21 protein-coding genes and 1 tRNA gene are annotated in these 22,349 nt (G+C 35.0%); 10 read left to right on the top strand and 12 right to left on the bottom strand.

Annotated elements, in window-relative coordinates; all coding sequences use genetic code 11:
• Nucleotides 1–31: 31 nt before the first annotated feature.
• From ABXT67_RS02940 to ABXT67_RS02950, 3 genes are all read left to right on the top strand, one after another.
• On the top strand, nucleotides 32–727 hold the full coding sequence (locus tag ABXT67_RS02940) for a hypothetical protein (RefSeq protein ID WP_415375796.1): 696 nt from the start codon (nucleotides 32–34) through the stop codon (nucleotides 725–727).
• Between the two features lie 74 nt (nucleotides 728–801).
• On the top strand, nucleotides 802–1,524 hold the full coding sequence (locus ABXT67_RS02945) for a hypothetical protein (RefSeq protein WP_415375797.1): 723 nt from the start codon (nucleotides 802–804) through the stop codon (nucleotides 1,522–1,524).
• Between the two features lie 52 nt (nucleotides 1,525–1,576).
• On the top strand, nucleotides 1,577–2,281 hold the full coding sequence (locus ABXT67_RS02950; protein ID WP_415375798.1) for a hypothetical protein: 705 nt from the start codon (nucleotides 1,577–1,579) through the stop codon (nucleotides 2,279–2,281).
• A gap of 187 nt (nucleotides 2,282–2,468) precedes the next feature.
• Here ABXT67_RS02950 and ABXT67_RS02955 read toward each other — a convergent pair.
• Nucleotides 2,469–2,550, bottom strand: a tRNA-Leu gene (locus tag ABXT67_RS02955).
• A 158-nt stretch (nucleotides 2,551–2,708) separates the two neighbouring features.
• On the opposite strand from ABXT67_RS02955, the gene ABXT67_RS02960 reads away from it, so the two are divergent.
• Entirely contained in the window at nucleotides 2,709–4,097 is a 1,389-nt protein-coding gene (locus ABXT67_RS02960; protein ID WP_415375799.1) for a dipeptidase, read from the top strand.
• Nucleotides 4,098–4,188: 91 nt separating this feature from the next.
• On the opposite strand, the gene ABXT67_RS02965 is transcribed toward ABXT67_RS02960, so the two are convergent.
• The gene (locus ABXT67_RS02965) at nucleotides 4,189–4,776 is read right to left on the bottom strand and encodes a PhnA domain-containing protein (RefSeq protein WP_415375800.1); all 588 of its coding nucleotides are present in this window, start codon (nucleotides 4,774–4,776) and stop codon (nucleotides 4,189–4,191) included.
• Nucleotides 4,777–4,886: 110 nt separating this feature from the next.
• Between ABXT67_RS02965 and ABXT67_RS02970 the strand changes: the two genes are divergently transcribed.
• The 6 genes from ABXT67_RS02970 (at nucleotide 4,887) to ABXT67_RS02995 (ending at nucleotide 14,507) form a co-directional block, all read left to right on the top strand.
• Nucleotides 4,887–5,255 carry a BlaI/MecI/CopY family transcriptional regulator gene (locus ABXT67_RS02970; RefSeq protein WP_415375801.1) on the top strand — a complete coding sequence of 123 codons (369 nt, stop codon included), beginning with the start codon at nucleotides 4,887–4,889 and terminating at the stop codon, nucleotides 5,253–5,255.
• Complete coding sequence (locus ABXT67_RS02975; RefSeq protein WP_415375802.1) at nucleotides 5,255–8,050, top strand: M56 family metallopeptidase; 2,796 nt, start codon at nucleotides 5,255–5,257, stop codon at nucleotides 8,048–8,050. The genes ABXT67_RS02970 and ABXT67_RS02975 overlap by 1 nt, the downstream gene beginning before the upstream one ends.
• 132 nt (nucleotides 8,051–8,182) lie before the next feature.
• Nucleotides 8,183–9,283: a DUF4407 domain-containing protein gene (locus ABXT67_RS02980; protein ID WP_415375803.1), complete on the top strand. Its 1,101-nt coding sequence runs from the start codon at nucleotides 8,183–8,185 to the stop codon at nucleotides 9,281–9,283.
• Between the two features lie 117 nt (nucleotides 9,284–9,400).
• Nucleotides 9,401–12,421 carry an aminotransferase class III-fold pyridoxal phosphate-dependent enzyme gene (locus tag ABXT67_RS02985; protein WP_415375804.1) on the top strand — a complete coding sequence of 1,007 codons (3,021 nt, stop codon included), beginning with the start codon at nucleotides 9,401–9,403 and terminating at the stop codon, nucleotides 12,419–12,421.
• 13 nt (nucleotides 12,422–12,434) lie between these two features.
• The gene (locus tag ABXT67_RS02990; RefSeq protein ID WP_415375805.1) at nucleotides 12,435–12,911 is read left to right on the top strand and encodes a YybH family protein; all 477 of its coding nucleotides are present in this window, start codon (nucleotides 12,435–12,437) and stop codon (nucleotides 12,909–12,911) included.
• Between the two features lie 198 nt (nucleotides 12,912–13,109).
• Nucleotides 13,110–14,507: a cytochrome c peroxidase gene (locus ABXT67_RS02995; protein WP_415375806.1), complete on the top strand. Its 1,398-nt coding sequence runs from the start codon at nucleotides 13,110–13,112 to the stop codon at nucleotides 14,505–14,507.
• A gap of 82 nt (nucleotides 14,508–14,589) precedes the next feature.
• Here the strand turns inward: ABXT67_RS02995 and ABXT67_RS03000 are convergent, their stop codons facing one another.
• From ABXT67_RS03000 to ruvC, 10 genes are all read right to left on the bottom strand, one after another.
• Entirely contained in the window at nucleotides 14,590–14,910 is a 321-nt protein-coding gene (locus ABXT67_RS03000; RefSeq protein WP_415375807.1) for a T9SS type A sorting domain-containing protein, read from the bottom strand.
• Between the two features lie 84 nt (nucleotides 14,911–14,994).
• Nucleotides 14,995–15,306, bottom strand: a complete 312-nt coding sequence (locus ABXT67_RS03005) for a hypothetical protein (RefSeq protein WP_415375808.1) — start codon at nucleotides 15,304–15,306, stop codon at nucleotides 14,995–14,997.
• A gap of 6 nt (nucleotides 15,307–15,312) precedes the next feature.
• Nucleotides 15,313–16,308: a metal-dependent hydrolase gene (locus ABXT67_RS03010; protein ID WP_415375809.1), complete on the bottom strand. Its 996-nt coding sequence runs from the start codon at nucleotides 16,306–16,308 to the stop codon at nucleotides 15,313–15,315.
• Between the two features lie 3 nt (nucleotides 16,309–16,311).
• Entirely contained in the window at nucleotides 16,312–16,500 is a 189-nt protein-coding gene (locus ABXT67_RS03015) for an MmcQ/YjbR family DNA-binding protein (RefSeq protein WP_415376910.1), read from the bottom strand.
• 20 nt (nucleotides 16,501–16,520) lie between these two features.
• Nucleotides 16,521–16,670 (bottom strand): MmcQ/YjbR family DNA-binding protein, encoded by a 150-nt coding sequence (locus tag ABXT67_RS03020; protein WP_415375810.1) that lies wholly within the window; start codon nucleotides 16,668–16,670, stop codon nucleotides 16,521–16,523.
• Between the two features lie 4 nt (nucleotides 16,671–16,674).
• On the bottom strand, nucleotides 16,675–17,616 hold the full coding sequence (locus tag ABXT67_RS03025) for a transglutaminase domain-containing protein (RefSeq protein WP_415375811.1): 942 nt from the start codon (nucleotides 17,614–17,616) through the stop codon (nucleotides 16,675–16,677).
• A 1-nt stretch (nucleotide 17,617) separates the two neighbouring features.
• A complete protein-coding gene (locus ABXT67_RS03030) occupies nucleotides 17,618–18,058 on the bottom strand; it encodes a DUF4230 domain-containing protein (RefSeq protein WP_415375812.1) in 441 nt (146 codons plus the stop codon).
• A 189-nt stretch (nucleotides 18,059–18,247) separates the two neighbouring features.
• A complete protein-coding gene (locus ABXT67_RS03035) occupies nucleotides 18,248–18,994 on the bottom strand; it encodes a cyclase family protein (protein WP_415375813.1) in 747 nt (248 codons plus the stop codon).
• Nucleotides 18,995–19,053: 59 nt separating this feature from the next.
• A complete protein-coding gene (locus ABXT67_RS03040) occupies nucleotides 19,054–21,303 on the bottom strand; it encodes a tetratricopeptide repeat protein (RefSeq protein WP_415375814.1) in 2,250 nt (749 codons plus the stop codon).
• Between the two features lie 400 nt (nucleotides 21,304–21,703).
• A complete protein-coding gene (gene ruvC / locus ABXT67_RS03045; RefSeq protein ID WP_415375815.1) occupies nucleotides 21,704–22,279 on the bottom strand; it encodes a crossover junction endodeoxyribonuclease RuvC in 576 nt (191 codons plus the stop codon).
• Nucleotides 22,280–22,349: the final 70 nt, after the last annotated feature.

The raw sequence follows: 22,349 nt of genomic DNA on the forward strand, positions 1-22,349 counted from the left end.
AAATGTAGTTTTGAAAGCTAAAAAAAAATTTATGCTTAACATTTCAAAATTTTTATCGCTTATCATTGCATTAGCATTATCTTCCGCCGTCTTTTCCCAAAACATGGATAAAGAGGATCTTTCAAAAAATGCATTCCTATCAACTAAGACAACCCCAGTATCTAAAGGGTATAAAAATACCAAAGGATCTATTTACACTAATGAGGAGTTTAAACTTGGAAGTGTTATCGTTGATCGTAAAGTAGTAGCTAGCAATGTAGGCTTGAGATATAATGTTCAGGACGAGGAAATGGAATATAAAAAATCTGTTTCTTATGCTGGATCTGTAGCAAACGTTGTGAAAAAAGCAACGAATGTATCGGTAAGAATAGGAAATGACACTTTTGTGTTTCTGCCATCTACAGACGATGATTACAAAGACGGATATTTCCTTCTATTGGAAGAAGGCGAAATTTCAGTTTATAAAAAATACCGCAAAGTTTTTGTAGAAGGCCAAGAATCATTTAATAGCTATACACGGGATGTTCCAGATACATTTAAACAAAAAGAGTTCTATTATATTTCTAAAAATGGCGGCGAACTTAAAGAACTTTCAAATTCTCGTAGTAAGAGAAAAAAGTTTTTTTCTGATAAAACTGAAATGTCTTCCTACCTAAAAGATGAAAAGCTTAATTTAAGAAATGAAATTGACTTTATTAAAGCAGTAAAACATTTTAACAAGGTGTAAATTAAATAGCTATATATTTATTTATATATATATATTTTGGCAGAGTATTTGTAAATTAAAGAAAAATTGAAACTATGAAAAAATTACTATTTATTTTAACGGTTGTTTTGGCAGGTCAATTTACTGGCCTTTCACAATATTGGGACAAAGCTTTTACAAGTGATCTTTTAATTCTTGATGAATATGTAAAAAGACAAGACAGAGGAATCAACTTTGATGATACAGATTCTTATACTGGCACACCATATAATAACGCATCTTACCTTCCAGGAAAAATATTCAAAGAAGACAAATTATTAGCAGAGGGTGTTGCTCTTAGATACAATGCTATTGCTGATGAGATGGAAGTAAAAGAAAACATGTCAACATCAGACGATGAAGCTAAGGTCTTAACAAAATCATCAGATATTTATGTAAAAATACTTGATAGAATCTTTGTGTTCGTTCCATATCAAGGAGGGATTGAAGAAGGAGGATATTTTGAAGTAGTTTTTGAAGGCAGCCAAATAGATTTTTACAAGAAACTTGAAAAAGATTTTGACGAAGCTAAAAAAGCAACATCGACGATTACAAGAGATACTCCTGCTAGATTTACCGATGAACCCGTTTACTTTTTAGTTACTAAAACTAGTAAATTTTACGAATTTCCAAAATCTAGAAACAGAAAACTTAAAGTTTTTGGAAAGAAAGAAAAAGAAATTAAATCTTATGTCAAAGAAAAAAGATTAGATCTTAACAAAGAAAAAGATCTATTGAGAGCCATAAAATATTTTGACCAATTGGAGACTCCAAAATAATAACGGTTTAAAGCAACAAAAGCCATCAATTAAATTTGATGGCTTTAATTTTATGAGAAAATTTAATTTATTTATAATAATCTGTTTCGGTCTTTTATTTAGTGTAAATAGTCAAATACTCGTTACTAATAGTGTATTGCATAGAATAAATGATTCAGCAAGAGTTGATGAAGGTCGTATTGACTTTCTTGACCCAAACACCTATATAGGAAGTCCCTATGAGTTTCCAGAATTCCAGAGAGGCGGCATTTACACAAAGGACAGTCTTTTTATTGGTGATCTTTTCCTGCGATATAATGTAGTCGCAAATAAGATTGAGATTAAAAAGAATAGTACTGATTCAGACGAGGATATTAAATATTTATCGCAATCATTAGATCTTCATGCTAAAATTGAAGGTAGAAAATTTGTTTTTATTCCCCTTGACGGAAATATGGAAGAGGGTGATTACTTTGAAGTAATTTACGAAGGTTCACAGGTCGATCTTTATATGAAGCACGAAAAAGAAATTAGACCTGTAACCAAAGCTTCTTCGAGTATAACTCGTGAAATGCTCCCTAAATTTAGAGACAAACCATTGTATTTTTTAGTAACTAAAAGGAAAAAGTTTTATCAATTCCCAAAATCTAGAAATGATAAGTATAAAGTTTTTGGTTCTAAATCTGAAGAAATGAAAAAATATGCTAAAAGCGAGAGGTTGAATATAAATGAAGAGGAAGATCTTATCAAAGTTGTCCAATACTTTGAAAAGCAGTAGCAAACAGTAAAAAAATAGTAATAGAAAAGCCCCCTAGCAATCAGGGGGCTTTTTTGTGCGCTTGACAGAAATCTCCACATCAAGTGCAGTTTAAACACTTTGGCTGCGCTCAGCATGTCGCGTCAATTTCTGTAATAAATTAATTAAAAAAAGCCCTATATTTTTGATATAGAGCTTTTAATTTAAGTGCGGATGACAGGAATCGAACCTGCACGCCTTGCGGCACTAGATCCTAAGTCTAGCATGTCTACCAGTTCCACCACATCCGCGTGATTTTATGATATCCCCTATTTGAGTCGGCAAATATAATCAAGATATTTTATTTTCAAGCAAAATTTCTTTTAAAAAAAGCGCTTTTTGTATCTTCGCTAAAACACTAATTTTAAACTAAAAAACCGTTATCACAAGTAGTGAGCGGAGTCGAACTATGGAGAGTGCAAAAAATTATATTAATGAACACAAAGAACGGTTCTTGGATGAACTGATCGAACTTTTAAAAATTCCATCTATTTCTGCAGATAAAGCATACGCTAAAGATGTTATTAGAACGGCAGATGTCATAAGGGAAAGCCTAGAAAAAGCTGGCTGCGATCACGTAGAGATTTGTGACACACCAGGATACCCGATTGTATATGGCGAAAAAATAATAGATAAAAATTTACCAACGGTTTTGGTCTATGGTCATTATGACGTACAACCGCCAGACCCAATAGACTTATGGGATAGCCCACCTTTTGAACCCATAATTAAAAAGACGGAGCTACACCCTGAAGGGGCAATATTTGCTCGCGGAAGTTGTGACGACAAAGGGCAGATGTACATGCATGTAAAAGCAATGGAGTATATGACCCAAACCGATCAACTGCCCTGCAACGTGAAATTTATGATCGAGGGCGAAGAAGAAGTGGGCAGCGAAAGCCTAGGTTGGTTCTTAGAACGTAATCGTGAAAAATTAGCAAACGATGTTATCTTAATTAGCGACACTGGAATGATTGCTAATGACATCCCGAGCATTACAACTGGGCTTAGAGGTCTAAGTTATGTGGAAGTCGAAGTAACAGGCCCTAATCGTGACTTGCATAGTGGACTTTACGGAGGCGCTGTTGCAAACCCTATAAATGTACTCACAAAGATGATTGCATCGCTGCACGATGAAAATAACCACATTACTATTCCTGGTTTTTATGATGATGTAGAGGAACTGTCAAAAGAGGAACGAGATAAAATGGCCGAAGCACCTTTTAGCAAAGATGCCTACTGCAAAGCACTTGATATTGAGGACGTATACGGCGAAGAAGGATATACAACAAACGAACGGAACAGTATCAGGCCTACGCTAGATGTTAATGGTATCTGGGGTGGTTATACAGGCGAAGGGGCCAAAACAGTAATAGCAAGTAAAGCCTATGCAAAAATAAGCATGCGCTTAGTTCCAGATCAAAACTGGAAAAAAATAACCGCACTGTTTAAAAATCATTTTGAAAGTATCGCACCAAAAGGGACTACGGTAAAAGTTAGTCCACATCACGGGGGCACTGCATACGTAACTCCTATTGATAGCTTGGGGTATAAAGCTGCTAGTAACGCGTACGAAAGCACCTTCGGCAAAACACCTATTCCACAAAGAAGTGGCGGGAGTATTCCCATTGTCGCTCTATTTGAAAAAGAACTCAAAAGCAAAACCATTTTGATGGGCTTTGGCCTAGACAGCGATGCTATCCACTCCCCTAACGAACACTTTGGAATTTGGAATTATTTAAAAGGAATCGAAACGATCCCTCAATTTTATCATTACTTCACTAAAATGAGCAAATAACTAAACGCATATTATTTAAAAATAATGATTGTTAAAAACAGAACCCTCACAAAAACCAGTATTTGTGAGGGTTCTTCAAATAAATACGCCTTTATAACTTCTTAACATACGCTGTAATTAGAACAATTTGTTGTCCGTCTACTTTACCTTCTATATATGTTTCATTCTCATGATCCAAAGAAATTCTTCGCACCGCAGTTCCTTGTTTAGCAACCATACTGCTTCCTTTTACCTTTAAATCTTTTATAAGCACTACTGAATCTCCAGCTTGCAAAATAACACCATTAGCATCTCTATGAACGAGTGCATTCGTTTTATCTTCTGCATCGCCTTCTGCGGCAGCCCATTCTAATTGTTGCTCTTCCATATACATCATATCCAGTAAATCTTGAGGCCACCCTTCAACTTTTAACCTATGCAGCATACGCCAAGCCATTACTTGAACAGGAACAGCTGTGCTCCACATGCTCTCATTAAGACAGCGCCAATGATTTGCATCCCGTTCTTCAGCGTCAAATTGTGAACTGCAGGTAGTACAAACATAAATTGCCGTAGCAACACCCTCAATATAGTCAGGTGTTTTTGGCACTTCGTAAATTTCTAAATTCTCTGGCTCTGTATTACCGCACAACTCGCACTTGTCATCAGCTCTTTTCTTTACTTCTCTTTCAATGCTCATCTATATGATTTTATGCAAATGTATTGACTTTGATCTGTAATCCTGAAATAGTTTTTAATATTTAATACTCTACATTTGTAGAAATAAAAAACATTCTCTATGTTTGTAGAATGAATCTTACTCCTGCTGAAGAAATTTTAATGCAAACCCTTTGGAAAAAGGAACGCGCTTTTATGAAAGACATCATTCTTTCCTACCCAGACCCAAAACCCGCTACCACAACAATAGCTACTCTTTTAAAGCGAATGCAAGATAAAGACGCAATAGATTATATTCAATACGGGCGGGCTCGTGAATACTTTCCCTTAGTTAAAAAAAGAGACTACTTTTCTAAGCATGTTAATGGATTGATTAAAAATTTCTTTAACGACAGTGCATCACAGTTTGCTTCTTTCTTTACCGAAGAAACTAATTTGAGCAAAAAACAGTTAGAAGAATTGCAAGAAATGATTAACGACCAAATTAAAAAGAAAAATTAATGGATCCATACCTTTTAAAATCCGCAGCTTGTTTAGGGGTTTTCTTTATTTTCTACAAAGCTATTCTGGAAAATACGTCCATACACACCAGTAAACGTTTCTATCTTTTAGGCGCTGTCGTTGTATCTTTTTTAATTCCGTTAATAACGTTTACCACTTATGTGGAAGTACCAGAAATGATTTCTGAAGCAGTCATACTCACAACATCGACCATAGACGTTATAGCAATTCCAACGGCCACTGCGGAAGAAGTTAATTATCTCCCATATATTTTGTGGAGTGTGTATGGTTTAGGAGTGCTTTTCTTCGGAATTAAATTCGGAAAAAACCTTTTTTATCTTATTTCAAAAATTAAGACAAACCCTAAGTTCAAATTCGGAAAATTATACCACGTTTTAATAACCGAAAAAGCAGCACCGCATACCTTTTTTAAGTACCTGTTTTTTAACAAGCATAGTTATGAGTCAAAAGAGTTCCCAAAGGAGGTATTCTGGCACGAAGAAGCGCACGCCACTCAAAATCATAGCGCAGATTTAGTATTCTTAAGTTTTTTACAAGTAGTGTTTTGGTTCAATCCTTTGTTTTACTTTATGAAAAGTGCCATAAAATTAAACCACGAATTTTTAGCAGACCGCGAAGTATTGAAAAAAACCGAAGACCCAGCAAAATACCAACAATTATTATTATCCTATTCAACACCTGAAAATTTTCAGGAACAAGGCCTCATCAGCTTTGCTAATTCAATTAATTATTCATCTATCAAAAAACGTTTTACAGTTATGAAAACACAAACCTCGAAAACCAGTGCCTCGATAAAAGGACTCTTACTATTGCCCTTATTATGTGTATTACTATATGGCTTTAGCACCAAACAAACTATCGAAAAAAGTTCACCTATTTCCAAGCTAATTCTTGAAGACACATTGGTGCAAGAAAATTATGATATTTGGCGAACAGAACAATTAGTAAATATTGATAGCTTAAAAATAAACCAGCAACCAATTACACCCAAAAATAAATTAACTCCTAAATACAGCACAAAGCCTACTGAAAACAAAGTAAATAGTGAGAATATAACAACGAATGCTCAAAAACCATATTTAAATCAAGATCTACAAACCGAGAATCTACACATCATAATTACAGATAACTCAAATCTTGAAGTAAATAAGCAGCCAGCAACCCTTAAAAATTTATCTCAAGTTCTTAAACGTTTTAATAAAAACTCAACACCAAAAGAGAGAAAGGAAAATGTTGTTGCTTATATCTCCGCAAAGCCTGAGGTTAAGATGGAAACCATTTTTAATGTAAAAGAGATGTTGTTAAAAAATGGTGTCTTGAAATTTGTAATGCGCTCAGAAAATGAAGATAAAAAAGACAAATCATCGTTGTTTGAAAACAAAAAACTAAAACCCATGAGTAATGCAAATGATATTGCAAACTCTCCAAAGGACAATTACCCCTTTAGAAAAGATACACGTAAACGTTATACCAAAACCTCAAAAATTTACACCACCAATGTCCAAGGTGTTAAACTAAACCAAGAAGACTACACAACAGAATATTTAAATGGGGCTGAAAGAAACAATAAAAAGGCTTTCGTGCTTCAAATTGAGATAAGTCAAATTAAATTTAATGGTAAAACCGTTGCTCTTAAAGATCTCACTAAAACAATAAATGCCTATACAAAAGTTTGGGAAGAAACAGATTATACCAGCGCTCATCCATCTATACTAATGGCAAGAACTCCAGATGACTTCTTATATAAAGTAGATAAAGAGTTTAAAAAAACCCACTACTCAAAAGCAAATGGCGGAATGAGTATTAGACCAGAAGCGTCAATTTTAGATAAAAGTGTAAAAGGACCACCAATGCCTGCCAGACTTACCACAGGCAATGAAGATTTAGATGAATACGGTACCGTAAAAATAAATGGAGTAGATTACTATTATAGAACAATAGCAAACGGCACCACCTATTATGATAAATGGGGAAATAAAATAAATATAACTGGTAAGAAAATAACAGATAGCGTGGTTACCAGCACCAATTGGATAGTTAAAAAGGGAGAGAAATCAAACATTCCGACACCGCCACCACCAATAGATCTAAAAGGGGAAGCGAGTAACCTTCCAACACCAACGTCTTTATTTAAAGGTAAGATTTTGAAAGAATTACCTGAGCAAGAAAAGAATATGGGTTTTTATTATAAAGACAAATTAATCGCTAGAACTGAAGCGGTCAAACTAATAAAAAATAATGATAATATAGCAATTGCAATTACTGAAGGTCCTAATAATAGAACAATCGTAAAGATTCTTGAAAAAAGTGAGGTACCGCCACCGCCCCCAACTTCTAAAAAAGTGTTAAAAGGAGAAATCTCGAACATTCCACCACCACCACCACCACCTGCTCCAATAAACCCATTAGACCATATTATTGAGATGGCAAAAAAGGGAGTCACATTTCAATACGGGAAAACAGTGATTAGTACAGATTATGCTATAGATTTTATTAAAGCGCATCCACAATCTAAAATCACTACAAAATATAAAGACGACAAACCACAAGTTGTGATTATCGAACGGGAAATCTCACCAGTTAACAGCAACGGAACAGATGTTTATTATGACACCGTAAAATCTATAAAAGTCAAAAAAGAGAAAAATAGCACGGGTTATATTGAAATAAATGGCGAAACACATCTTTATGTAAAAACCGGAGACACTATTAGATACAAAACGATTAAGGGAATAGAAGTAAATGAAAAAGGAGAGAAAATAAATAAAGAATAAAACCAAAAATATCAATTTAAGACTTAAGCCTTGGAAATAATTCGAGGCTTTTTTTGTAACAAATTCCTAATAAGCACGTTCTAATAGTCTCATCAACCTGCCTGCCGGCAGACAGGTCAAAATCAAATTAACATGTTACAACGCTTTTTTATTTTCTGCTCAGGTTCAGACACCGCAATTCTAAACGACTGTTCACCAGGAGAACAAACAAAATACGCTGGTATTGGCGCTACTGTTTTCTTTACAGCTGTTATGGCTTGTATCGCAGGGTCTTATGCTTTGTTTACCGTTTTCGATAATGTTTTTACGGCCATTTTCTTTGGTCTTATATGGGGATTACTCATCTTTAACTTAGACCGTTTTATAGTTTCAACTATCAAAAAAAGAGATGATTTTTTTGCAGAATTATTACAAGCTACTCCCCGTATTTTACTAGCAGTCATCATTGCCATCGTTATTTCAAAACCATTGGAAATGAAAATTTTTGAAAAGGAAATTAATCAAGTTCTTTTAGAAGAAAAAAACGATATGACGCTTGCTAACAAAGAACAGTTAGCCTTACAATACACTCCAACTATTGATGCTTGGCAGTCTGAAATTGAAACCTTAAAATCTGAAATAACTACAAAAGAAACCGCTGTTAACTCATTGTACGATACATACATTGCCGAAGCTGAAGGAACTGCAGGAACAGAAAAACTAGGCAAAGGTCCCGTATATGCTGAAAAAAGAGATAAACACGATGCTGAATTAGCCGCCCTAGGTGAACTCAAAATAGCTAACAACGATAAAATCAATACCATAGAAGGACAAATGGCTTCCTTTGCTGGAGAATACAACACAAAAGTTGCAGAGTCACAACCCATCATTGATGGTTTTGACGGCTTGATGGCTAGAATAACTGCCTTAGATAAATTGCCGTGGCTGCCTTCATTCTTTATATTCCTATTATTCTTAGCCATTGAAACATCGCCCATCATTGCCAAATTATTATCCCCAAAAGGTTCTTACGATTTAAAACTGGCTGAACAAGAAGGCGCTATCCAAAGTTGGGTTGCACAACAAAAAATGCAACGCGAAGTCTTAGTTAAAACAGATCGCGAACTCAATAATAGAGTCTATGCGGATATAGCAGAGGAAGATGACCTTTACAACTTCAAAAGGAAAAAGGCGCGAGAACTTATGGCGCTTCAAGCCAATGCATTCTACGAAAAGCAGAAAGGCATTTTGTAAAAAAAATATTTTCGATATACGACTTTCGATGTACTATTTTTTTTATGTACTTGTGATTCTCCCTTAGGGGTTAGGGGGCTTTTTTTCATTAGCTTTGTTTTATAACAATTTTGAAATATGAACTCTATTTCTAGTACCCAAGCGCTAAGTATTGCAAACGAGTTGTATTTAATTTCTGGAGAAGTGCAACCCTTGCCGGGAGATGAAGATGCTAACTTTAAAATTACTACAGAAAATGGCGCAAAATATATTCTGAAAATTTCAGTAGAAAATCAAGAAGAAGATGCGCTTCAGTTTCAAAATGAGTTATTAGAATTTCTAAACACAAAAAATCTATCTTTTTTAGTTCCGCAGATTATTCGTAATAAAGATGGAAAACACATTTCAGAAACCATCATAAACAATACCCAACTTTATGTTCGCGCTGTTACTTTTATAGATGGACGAATCTGGGCAACCATAAACCCTAAAACTGAAAAAATCCGAAATGAACTAGGAGAAAAAGCTGGTGAACTCACTAAACATCTTTTAGATTTTGAACAACCAGCTGCACATAGAAATTTTGACTGGAATTTAGCAGATTCTCAATGGACTTTTGATCATTTATATTTGTTTAAAGGCGAAGAAAGGATGCTTATTTCCCACTTTCAAAAACAGTTTTCTAAAATTCAAAAAACATATAACTCACTTCCTAAAAGCATCATTCATGGGGATGTAAATAATTATAATATTTTAGTTTCTGACAATTTAATAAATCCTTCAGTAACGGGGATTTTTGATTTTGGCGATGCAGTATACGCGCAAACCGTTAATGATATTGCTATTGTAATTGCCTATGCAAGTATGGAGGTGCCAGACCCTTTAGATGCGGCACTCGATGTTATTTCTGGTTATCAAAAATCATATTCATTTTCAGCCAAAGAATTACATTGCTTGTATGTTCTCGTTGCAATGCGATTAATTACAACCATAACAAAAGCCGCAATCAGGAAAGCAGCCGAAAGTGGAAATACCTACCACAGTATTAGCGAACAACCCGCCTGGGGTTTACTGAAAAAATGGGGTTTTATTAATCCCGAATTTGCAGCATATAGTTTCAGAAATACCTGCGGACTTGAAGCGCATCCCAATGCATCAAAATTTGCAGATTGGGCAATAAACAAATCATTCAGTTTTTCTGAATTATTCCCTTCTGAAACAACCAAAAATGACATTCATCTGCTTGATTTAAAAGTGTCGAGTACTTGGATTGGGAGCAGACACGAGTTCAACAATCTAGATTTATTTGAATTTAAAATTAACCAGCTTCAAAAGCAACATCCAACTAAATTTATTGCCGACGGCTATTTAGAACCACGCCCTATTTATACTTCTTCCGCCTACGACAAAGAAGGAAATTCTGGTCCTGAAAGCAGAACAGTGCATTTAGGAGTTGATTTTTGGTTGTCCTCAGGAACACCTGTACACACGCTATTTGATGCTGAAGTGGCCACTGCAATAAATGATATCGGTTATAAGGAATATGGTGGTTTGATAATTTTAAAACACCTTGAAGATGGCATCCCATTTTTTACCTTGTACGGTCATCTTTCCGCAGAAAATCCTGCAAGATTTAAAGTTGGAGACACGATAAAAAAAGGAGCTAAAATTGGTGAACTTGGCACTTCGAAAGAAAATGGTGAATGGTCACCACATCTGCATTTTCAAATAATGCTCACGATGATGGATTATAAAACCGATTTTCCGGGTGTTGCCTATCCAAAACAAATGGATGTTTGGAAAAGTATGTGTCCAGATCCAAATGTACTTTTCAAAAACCCGCACTTAATAACACAATATGACACTCCTATTTCTGAAATTATAGCTTTTAGAAAACAGCATTTAGGGAAAAGCTTAAGTGTTTCTTATAAAGAGCCTTTGCACATTGTGCGAGGAGACGGTGCATATTTACTAGATACTTGGGGAAGAAAATATTTAGACACTGTAAATAATGTGGCACACGTTGGGCACGAGCACTTCAAAGTGGTAGCGGCTGCTCAAAAACAGATTGCAGTGCTAAATACAAATACTAGATATTTAAATGAAAGCATCCTTGATTATACAAAAGCATTGCTCAAAAAACTACCTTCAGAACTTAGTGTATTGCATTTTGTAAATTCTGGCAGTGAGGCAACAGAACTTGCTTTGAGAATGGCTCGAACTGTTACTGGTCAAAAAGAGATTATGGCAATTGAAGTAGGCTATCACGGTAATACAAACGCTGCAATGGAGGTAAGTTCCTATAAATTTGAGAGTAAAGGTGGTGGTGGAAAACCAGAGCACACACATATTTTACCAATGCCAGACCCTTATCGTGGACGCCACTCAGATTGGGAGCATATGGGAAGCAAATATGCCAGTTATGCACAAAGACATATTGACCAGTTAAAACTTATTGACGAGGGTATTGCCGGTTTTATTGGAGAATCTATCATAAGTTGCGGAGGTCAAATTGTGCCTCCAACAGGATATTATAAAGAACTATATAAAACGGTTCGGGATGCTGGCGGTGTTTGTATTGCCGACGAAGTACAAACAGGCTTTGGACGTGTAGGTTCAAAATTTTGGGCTTTTGAATTACACGATGTGGTACCCGATATTTTGACGATGGGTAAACCTGCCGGTAACGGGCATCCATTAGCAATAGTAGCGTGCACAAAGGAAATAGCCGATAAATTTGCCAACGGACTTGAATTTTTCAACACCTTTGGTGGTAATCCGGTTAGTTGTGCAATAGGCAAAATGATACTCGATGTTATTGAAGAAGAAGGCTTGCAACAACACGCTTTTGAAGTTGGTAATTTTTTAAAAACTGAATTGAAAAAGCTTCAAGAAAAATATCCAATTATTGGAGATGTTAGAGGCGAAGGCTTATTTTTAGGAATTGAATTGAATGGCGCGGATAAAAAACCATTAGCCCTTCAAGCAAGTTATCTAGCCAACCGAATGAAAGATTTGAAAATACTTATGAGTACCGATGGTCCAGATCATAATGTTCTCAAAATTAAACCTCCAATGGTTTTTAGTATCGAGAATGCAAAAGAATTACTCGGCAGATTAGATCAAGTACTAAATGAAGATTCCTTATTAAATTATTAACTCAATTTCAATTATGAGAATAGTATTTATTTTATTGACTTTAATTTCATTCATAAGCTGTGGCAAAAAAATAATAAATAAAAAAATAGCGCCATTAGCCAAAATAGCACAGACCTCTGATAAAGAGGACAAAGCATCCATTTTAAGGGTGATGAAAGATCAAGAAATTGCTTGGAGCAATAACGATCTAGAAGGATTTATGAAGGGCTATATAAAAAGTGATTCGCTAAAGTTTTATGGAAAAAGCGGCCTAACTAAGGGATGGCAACAAACATTAGACAACTACAAAAAAGGCTATCCTACAAAAGAGCATAGTGGCACCTTGACTTTTGAAACTATCGATATATCTCCCATTGAAAATAATAGTTACTGGGTAATGGGAAAATACTTTTTAAGCCGAAACGTAGGCGATGCCAATGGCGTTTTTATCATTATTTTCAAAAATATAGATGGTGAGTGGAAAATTGTGGCAGATATGAGTTGTGGATAGACTGCTGTGTTGAAAATCTCAAAAAATTAATCCAGATTGCTATCGGGACCTAAATCTATAACTTTAAACTTCACAAGGGATTTCTCAACAATCAAAATCGATTGCTAGAAGGTAAAAAATTCAATGAATTAAACTATTCCAATTTTAAACTGTCTGACTATTATTAACAACCACGTAATAACCAAAAAAGACAAAAAAATGTCACAAAGATTCACTTCAGCAATACTTTTAATAGGACTTGCATTCATTACATTAAGTGCAACGATAGATTTAGACAATCTATTTAATTATGCTGATCAAAACATACCTGTATACATTACTAAAGACAATACTGGCACTAATATTTTAGATGACAAAGTTGCCACCTTAGGCCGGGTATTATTTTATGACACTAATTTATCAAGCAACAACACTATTTCTTGTGCAGGTTGCCACCAGCAGGAGTTTGCCTTTGGTGATCCAGCTACGGTAAGCACTGGTCTTAGCGGTGAATTCACAGGAAGACACTCTATGCGATTAATTAATGCGCGTTTTTCAGACGAGGTACAGTTTTTTTGGGACGAAAGAGCGAGTTCACTGGAAGTACAAACCACCATGCCCATACAAGACCACGTAGAAATGGGTTTTAGTGGCAACGATGGCGATCCAGATATTAATGATCTCATTTCCCATTTAGGCACCTTGCCATATTATGCTGACTTGTTCTCTTTTGCTTTTGATTCAAATGAAATTACCGAAGAAAAAATGCAAATTGCATTGGCACAATTTGTAAGAAGCATCCAATCTTTTGATTCTCCTTTTGATGAGGGCTTAACCCAAACAAATGGAAACATACAAGCAAATTTTCCCAATTACACAGCCGAAGAAAATTTAGGTAAAAATATTTTTTTAGCGCCACCTCCACAAGGCGGAGCGGGATGCGTCTCTTGCCATAGAGCACCCGAGTTTGATATAGGACCCAACGCGCTAAATAACGGTGTTATAACCGTAGCTGGAGATCCTGATGCAATAGATATTACCAACACCAGAGCACCTTCATTAAGAGATGTTTTTGGTCAAAACGGAACCCTTAACGGCCCCTTAATGCACGATGGAAGTTTTACCACAATGCTCGATGTTATAAATCACTACAATGCTATCCCTAATGATCCACAAAACACAAACTTAGATCCAAGATTAAGACCCAATGGTCAACCACAAAATCTAAATTTAACCGAGTTAGAAAAAGAAGCACTTATTGTGTTTTTAAAAACCCTTACTGGGAATAATGTATATACTAACGAAAAATGGTCCAACCCTTTTGAAAATGATGGAAGTATTACCATAGTAGGCGGAAGCTTAGGCATTAATAGCACTACAGGAAATAACAATTTTGAAATGTATCCCAATCCTGCCACAAGTGTGTTAACTATTTTGTTAGCGGAAGATAATTATGATATTACCCTATTTAATGCTTTAGGTCAAGTGGTCAAAAGAAAAGCTGCCAGTGGAAGCACTGCGCTAAATATAGAAGCGTTAACATCTGGAATATACTTTGTTGCGGTTCAAAATTTGAATAAAAACATACTCCTTCAAAAGCAACTTATTGTAAAATAGAAATCTAAGTATTGAATAGAACCTAGTTTTAAAAACTATTTTTTAATGACTCGCTTCATCGTTTTGTTCCCATTGCTATCTGTTATCTGTAATCTGTAATCTGTAAAAAGTAAACCCCAGCGATTAATCCTCCTAAAGAAATAGAATTAGGAACCGATGAATTATCTTCTTTAATAAAGTGTCCATTCATATCAAAAATTTGAAATGATGAAAGCACGTTTGCTTTTGTTGTTTCGATCGTAAGAATATCTGAGGTTGGATTAGGGTATATACCAATGTTTGTTAGGATATTTTCTTGAGTATTTAAAATATATGGATCGTCTTGATAGAAAACATAATCTCCGTTTGGTGCAGTTATGTAAAACAACAATTGGTCAGGATCATGAATTAACCATATCTCCAAGTTGAAAAATTGATCAATATTGGACGTAAAAAAAGAAAGGTAAATATCTTCAAGAGTACCATTAGTATTTTGTTTACAGGAATCTCAAGAGATAATAAATTCCTGATTTACAAAACTAAACCCATCTGAGGATTGCTCAACAACTCCAATACCCGTCCTGCAAAAAGTAGTGATAAATTGGCTATTTGAATTGTTTGGACACTCTAATATAACGTTTATAACCTCATCATTCGCATTAGGTTGAAAAATTTCAGAATTTATACTAATTTCTTTTAAATCCCATTCTTGTATAGTGAGTGGACAATCCGTTTGTGAATATACAGATGCGGTAGTTAAAATAAGGAATAAAAAATAAAACTTTTTCATAGCAGCACGATTAGTTGATATGAAAGACAAAAAAAATCAATTGCCTTTTATTCGTTCCCATAGTTCCTTTACAATCCTGCCGCCGTCTTCTGGGCGTTTTCTGTTTTCGGTTATTATCACATCGTCTTCTACTTCTTCTAATGAAAAGCTAAACACGTAATCCTTCGAAGAAGTATTTATACTTAACTGCCCAAAACGAAGATCGTTTAAAGACAATACACCCTCCTTTTGAGTGATGGTAAACCAACCATTTGTTAACTTTATAAGCCGTTGTACTTTATCATTTGTCGCTAAATTTCCTAACAGCTCGTGATTTTTTGGATGCTTCGAAAAATGGATAGGCTTGCTATCCAACAAAGAATAATTCGCAATTAAAAACGCCTCTTCAGTTTCAATATTTGCGGTCCATAGGATGGTATTTAAAGGCGCGGGTTTTGTTTCAATCTCTATATAATCTATGTGTTGTTCTGCTAATGCATTGGTGAATTCTAAATAGGTTACCCCTTTTAAAATTAAGGTAATCCCGAGATAAGTAGTACTCACTAAGAGCCCTATTGTGTTGTACCTTTTCCGTTTAGGATCTGTTCGTTTTCTTCGCATTGCAAGGATGACAAACACTAAAAATGGCAATGTGTATAATGGGTCAATTACAAAAATATTCTTGTATGCCAATCGCAAATCAAAAGGCCAAAATAGTTGAGTACCCCAGGTAGTATGAGCATCGAGTAACGGATGTGTTATAAAGCCAAAAAAGAACAACCAAGACCACTGCTTCCAACTCGCGTTTTTTTCCCAACGCGAGACCAACCACCCAAAGACGGGAGCAAATAAAATAGAAAACAAAATGGAGTGCGTAAAACCACGATGCCACTCCAATGCGGTAACCGTATCTACAAAAGGTTTAACGAGTACATCAAGATCTGGTATGGTTCCTGAGATGGCACCATACAACATGGCTTTGTTACCCACTTTTTCACCCAACACTGCCTGTGCAACGGCTGCTCCTAAAACAATTTGAGTTACTGAATCCATAGCTTATAATGCTGCCAGTGCGGCTTTTAATTTTTTGGTGAATTTTGAAACTACTAGTTCATACGAATGCTCCATTAATTCTAAAAGTAAGGTTCTAGGAATGCGATCTTCGAGCATCACGTTGTTCCAATGTATTTTGCTCATATGATATCCTAGAATAATAAGACCTTCGTACTCTTCTCTTAGAGAAATGGTTCTTTCGAGATCGCATTTTAATTAGCTTGTGCGGGCAATCTTTCTAAACTGCATAGTGCGAACATCTTTCCCATTACTTTAAAAACGAGGGTGGATTCGTCAAAGGGAAACGATTCGGTCACGCCCTTTTTTGCAATGCAATAGTCTCTAAATTCTTCAACATTCATGGGCTTACCACTTAATTTTATATCCCAAAGCAGGAGCATCATCAAAATAAATAAGCATTGTTTCGACACCTAATTCAATCGGAATTTTAAATTTAATTTTTCCATCAGCTCGTTCAATTTCTGAAATTTCAACTTGTGCTCCATTGGTTCTAAATGTGATTTTTTCAGGGTTCGCTTTAATAATAAAAGCAACCTTTCCGTCACTATCAAACGTACTAATTATGCCAAGTTTTGGCACTATAACTGAATTTAATGTAAGCTCATTATTTAGAAGCAATGGTATTTTACTAAACTCCACTCGCGTCATAGTGACTTCAGTAAACGCATCATCTATCATCGAAGGATAATGTGTTTTAAGCAAAACTTCTGGATCGATTTTGTAATAGGTATAGCTTGGTTCTTTGATAAATTTACCATTGTATCTTCCTGCTCCCCACGTTGGGTCAAAGAGATAATAAGATTCGTTTATTTTTGCTGCATTCCACATATGGTTATTCGCAAATTCTCGACCAATATCTGTGAAATTAGTTTTTGTATCCCCTCTCACTAAATGATTTCTAATTCCTTGTAACTCGCACAATCTTTCAAAAACCATGGCATATCCTTCACAAACAGCTATTCCTTTTTGCAAGGTTCGCTTTATTATTTTTTCACGCGTTTTTGCTTCCTTTTTATTGTACTCCTTGTAGGTGGCAAAGGAATAATCAAAGATTTTATATTCTTCTGGATCGTAGGATACATTGTTTATTAGCCAACCATAAATGGCACGCACTTTATCTTCTTCTGAACTAAAATCTCGAGTTATAAATTTTGATAATTCTGCGGCATTATCTACTGACGTGGGATATAATTGAATTGTCGCATCTACCAGATCATAATCTTGAGATAGCATTTGTACACTCCCTAAAATTGAAACAAATACTATTAAAAATCTACCAAGTTTCATCTTACAATGTATTTTTACCAGTCAAGGCTGAATTCTTTGTCTTTTCAGGTAGCTCCAATGCGCTATAATCTACGTTCCAATTAATGGTGGCTGCAAGTTGGTCTATTAAATTAATAGTTTCCAACCCTTGCCTTGTAGCTTCATCAAAAAGACCACTTGAGGGTACTTTGTCTACAATATGTTGTTTTGCTTCATTATTAATTTCAGTAAGACCACACGCTGTGAAAGGGTTTGCCAATCCTTCTTTCTTATCATAATATTTAAAATCTGTTTCTATGCTCAGTAACTGTCGTTTCGGAAAATCTGAAATTATAACCGTCTTATTCTCTTTATTTGCTTCCATTTTAATTTTAGTTAAATCAAAACCAAAATAAGCCCTTGCTTCAATTAGCACTAATGCTTTTTTCTTTCCTAATAATAGATTGAGCCATTTTTGCTGCACATTCTCATAGTGATATATTTCAAAAAATATCCTTCCATCGTAATGAACCTGTACACATTCCTGATTTTTTCGATTAAAATAACCGACTGTGTCTTTGTCCTACTTTTTTCTTTAAAACATTAAATCTCAAGAAAATGAAATAGGCATTAACCGTTCCAAAGGCCAATCCTATAAAAAGCAACTCCATAACTAGTTAAACTTGTACAATACTGGTCTACTCGGAGCAGCATCATTATTAATATTTGCCACTTGTAAATTGAGCAAATATGCACCGTCTTTTACACTATTTGGCACATAAATAAATTCGGTTATCGTGGCATTTTTTCTTGGATTCTTTGGAATATCCCAAAAGGCATGGTGCGCTGCTAATACACCGTTATCCTTTTCTTTATCTACGGAAGGTAAATCTATCAACAGATGCTGCACTCCCTTTTCCCTTAAATAAGCTGCGGCCTTTTCTTGTAAATAAGGCCAGTTGGTATCAGAATACTTTTTGGACTTCTTTGTGTCTATATTTGGCAAGGTCCTAATAATTAAAGCTTCAGGATTTTTTCCTTCTAACAAATCTTTTAGTTGTTCTATCACTATTATTTGATCTTCTCCAAAATTTACTGGCAATATTGAAATTACTTCAGCAAGAAAAAAATAAGATTTTAAAGAATTATTTACGGAATGAAACTCTTTTGTTATGTGCCCTAAACACTCTGTATGTGTGCCGTGAGCGTGTGGATTAAATTTTAAGCCTATAAAATTTACCGCGGCACCTTCACTAACCTTTCCCACCCAATCATCTAATATTACTGGTTCAAATTGTGGTTTTCCTAAATACCAAGCAAGAGGATTTTCGCCATCATCGCTAAGCGTTATAGAAAGATCTAACGGCTTTGATAAATCGATTGTTAAACGTTCGTTTTTTAATTGAATGGTCGCGTGCATGGCTCGTTATTAATTCTAGAAATATACAACAATCATAATAGTTATCTCAACAAAGAAACCTACACTATTATATTGAATTGAGAAGCCTCACCATGTATGTTTGACCTTTTAGTGCCTAAAATAACATTAAAAAGTCGCTCTATTTGTATAGGCTTACTTAAGAAACCATCAAAATGGTCTTGGTATTTTTGATGGTTTACCACAGTTACATCTGCAGTTAGAGCAAATATTGAAGTTTCTTTATTTGGATTTTTATTTTTTCTGATATGCTCGGTGGCTTGAAAACCGTCCATCACTGGCATATGAATGTCCATAAGTATAAAATCTACTTTCTCCTGTTTAGACAATTCCACCGCTATTGACCCATCTGATGCTCTTACTACCTCTATTTCATATTTTTTAAGAAGTCGCGTCATCACCATCGCATTAATCTCGTTGTCTTCAACCAACATCGCTTTTTTACCCTTTAGCTTTTTTAAAGCATCAGTCTTTGAAGATATTGGCGCTATGGATTTTTCTAGCTTAGTTTCAAAATAAAAAGTAGACCCTTGCCCTAACTCACTATCAATAAATATAGAACTCTGGTGAAGCGCTACCATTTTCTTGACAATAGCAAGTCCTAAACCGGTTCCTCCTTGGTCACGTGTTAAAATTGAACTTGCAATGTAAAAACTCTCAAAAATTTTGTTCTTCTCCTTTGCTGAAATTCCTATACCGGTATCTTTTACACTAAATCGCACAAAATCTCCGCCATTTTCAGATTCAATTATTTCAACAATAAGGACAACACTTCCTTGCTCTGTATATTTTATCGCATTGCTTAGTAAATTACCTAATATCTGGAATAATTTTGTACTGTCTAATAAATATGCTTCTGCAATTTTTGAATCTAAAACCAAATTTAGAACCAGCCCTTTTTCTTGAGCCATTCCTAAATACGTTTCTGTAATATTATTCATTAATTTAGAGAATAAGGTAGGATGCTTTTCTAGGCTCATATTATTAGACTCTAACTTAGAAAAATCTAAAATATCATCTATGATTCTCAATAATTTTTTGGAAGAAAACTGAAGTGATGTTAATAATTTTTGATCTTCTTCTGACGACCGATCGTCCAACAATGCTATAATACTTGTAATTGCATTTAATGGAGTTCGGATCTCGTGGCTCATTGCTGAAAGAAACTCCTGCTTCATTCCAATGGCCTTTTCAACTTGCTCCTTTTCGTAGGTGATTTCAGCTTTTTCTAGTTCTAGCCGCGCTTCCTTTTCAGAAAACTTTATTTTAGCCGCAGTTTCATAATTCTCAATTACCTTTAGGGTTTGAGAATCTGCAATACTCTCCTGCAACTTCGTATATTCTTCTAGGTAGCACAATGCATTTTCGATCTCATTATCCTCCCTGCAAAGGGTATACAAAAAATGACAAGCCTTAATTTTTGTAAAAAGGGTGCCGTGTACATCACTAAAATTAATTACCTCTTTTAGAATTATCTTCGCTTTTGCCTTATTCCCCATTGCCACATGAAGCACTGCTAATTTATTTTGGACCATCGACTCTCCAGTCTTCTCTCCAAAATTCCGATGTATTTTTAGTGCCTCCAGAAAATCATTCTCAGCTTCTCGAAATCGTTTTAAGTACAGAAATACTTTTCCTCTCCCATAGTATGAAAAAGCAATACCTCGTTTGTCACCAGTTTCTTCCTTTAATGAAATAGATTTTTGCGATAAATCAAGCGCCTTTTTTGACTTATTTTGTTTTAGTAATAATCCAGAAAGCGGATTATACGCATTAGATTCTAAGTTTTTGTCACTAATTTTTTTCGCAACATTAATAGCACTCTTATAGCAAAATTTTGCGTCTTTAAAATCTCCTAAAAACTCGTAAATGGTTCCCAAGGATTTCTGGGTACGAGACTCATTATGATAATCTTTAAACTTGCGAAATGTCATTAAACAGTCCAACAAGTAAACCATCCCCAATTGGAAGTTATTACTCTTATAATAAATACCTGCAATACTGTAGTGTACTTCGGCGACTCCCATTTCATCATCAATTTCTTTAAAGATATTGATCGCTTCGTGTGACATTCTGAGCGATTCTTTATGATTATCAAGAATCATTTCATAAAGCGCCAATCTACTTAAACTTTTACCCACGAGCGCAAGTAAATTTTCTTTCCTACTTATAGCTAATGCTTTATGCGTCAAAGAAATACTTTTAGACAAATCACTTACTCTAATTTTGTAAGCATCGTCTAATAGATTTTCAACCTGTTTCTCTTTATTTGTTGATTTTTTTTTTGCCAAAGAGTTATTTTTCAAGGGAATTTAAGACAATCAAAGATATTACATTCAAATAGAAAATTAAACTTTTTGTATTAAAAAGCCTACGGATAATTTTAAAATCATCAGATAATCTGATTATTTTTTTAGATGTATAACATTTTCTCTAAAGATTTAACAAGAATAAATCTGAAGTAATCCCATCACTAAAAACCTTCTCTTTTTTAGTCACTATAGTTGTATCTAATTGTTCAGAAATCATTTTATGATCTAAATACTGCTGTGAATGATTTTTGAAGTACTCTAAGCATCTAGTTCCAAAAAATTATGCAAAACAAATTTTTCTGAAACAATAATTGTATAATAAACCTAATTTCATTTTAATCACCGCCTACTGCTGCGGCTCACTGGAAAACCCTTCTTCCTATTTATCAACGCGCTTCTCGTTTTGTTTTACAAAAGCTGCCCAACCGGTATAGCTTTTACCACCTACAATTTTACCACTGTTATAAAAGTGACAGACGGCTGCGGCCAAACCATCGGTACTGTCTAAATTTTTTGGAAGTGTTTTTAAGCCCAATAAACTTTGGAGCATTTTTGCCACTTGTTCCTTTGTGGCATTCCCATTGCCAGTAATTGCCATTTTTATCTTTTTGGGCGCATATTCGGTAATGGGTACTTCGCGCGAAAGTCCTGCTGCCATCGCCACTCCTTGTGCTCTTCCTAGTTTTAACATAGATTGAACATTCTTACCAAAAAATGGCGCTTCAATTGCTATTTCGTCTGGATGAAATGTGTCAATTAATTCTATGGTACGCTCAAAAATGAGTTTTAATCTAACGTAGTGATCATCGTACTTTGATAATTGAAGTTCGTTTAATTGTAAAAACTCCATTTTTTTTCCAATTACCTTTATAATGCCAAACCCCATAATCGTGGTTCCTGGATCAATACCCAGTATAATTTTTTCTGTAGGAGTCACTTTCTTTTGTGGCGTCATTATATGGTTATACTTTTCTCTTTTGAAATAGAAACTTTACCCCTCTCTTTGAAGGGATGGTCATGTGGAG

Origin of the sequence: Patiriisocius sp. Uisw_017, assembly GCF_047731265.1 — a bacterium.
Classification (GTDB): domain Bacteria; phylum Bacteroidota; class Bacteroidia; order Flavobacteriales; family Flavobacteriaceae; genus Patiriisocius.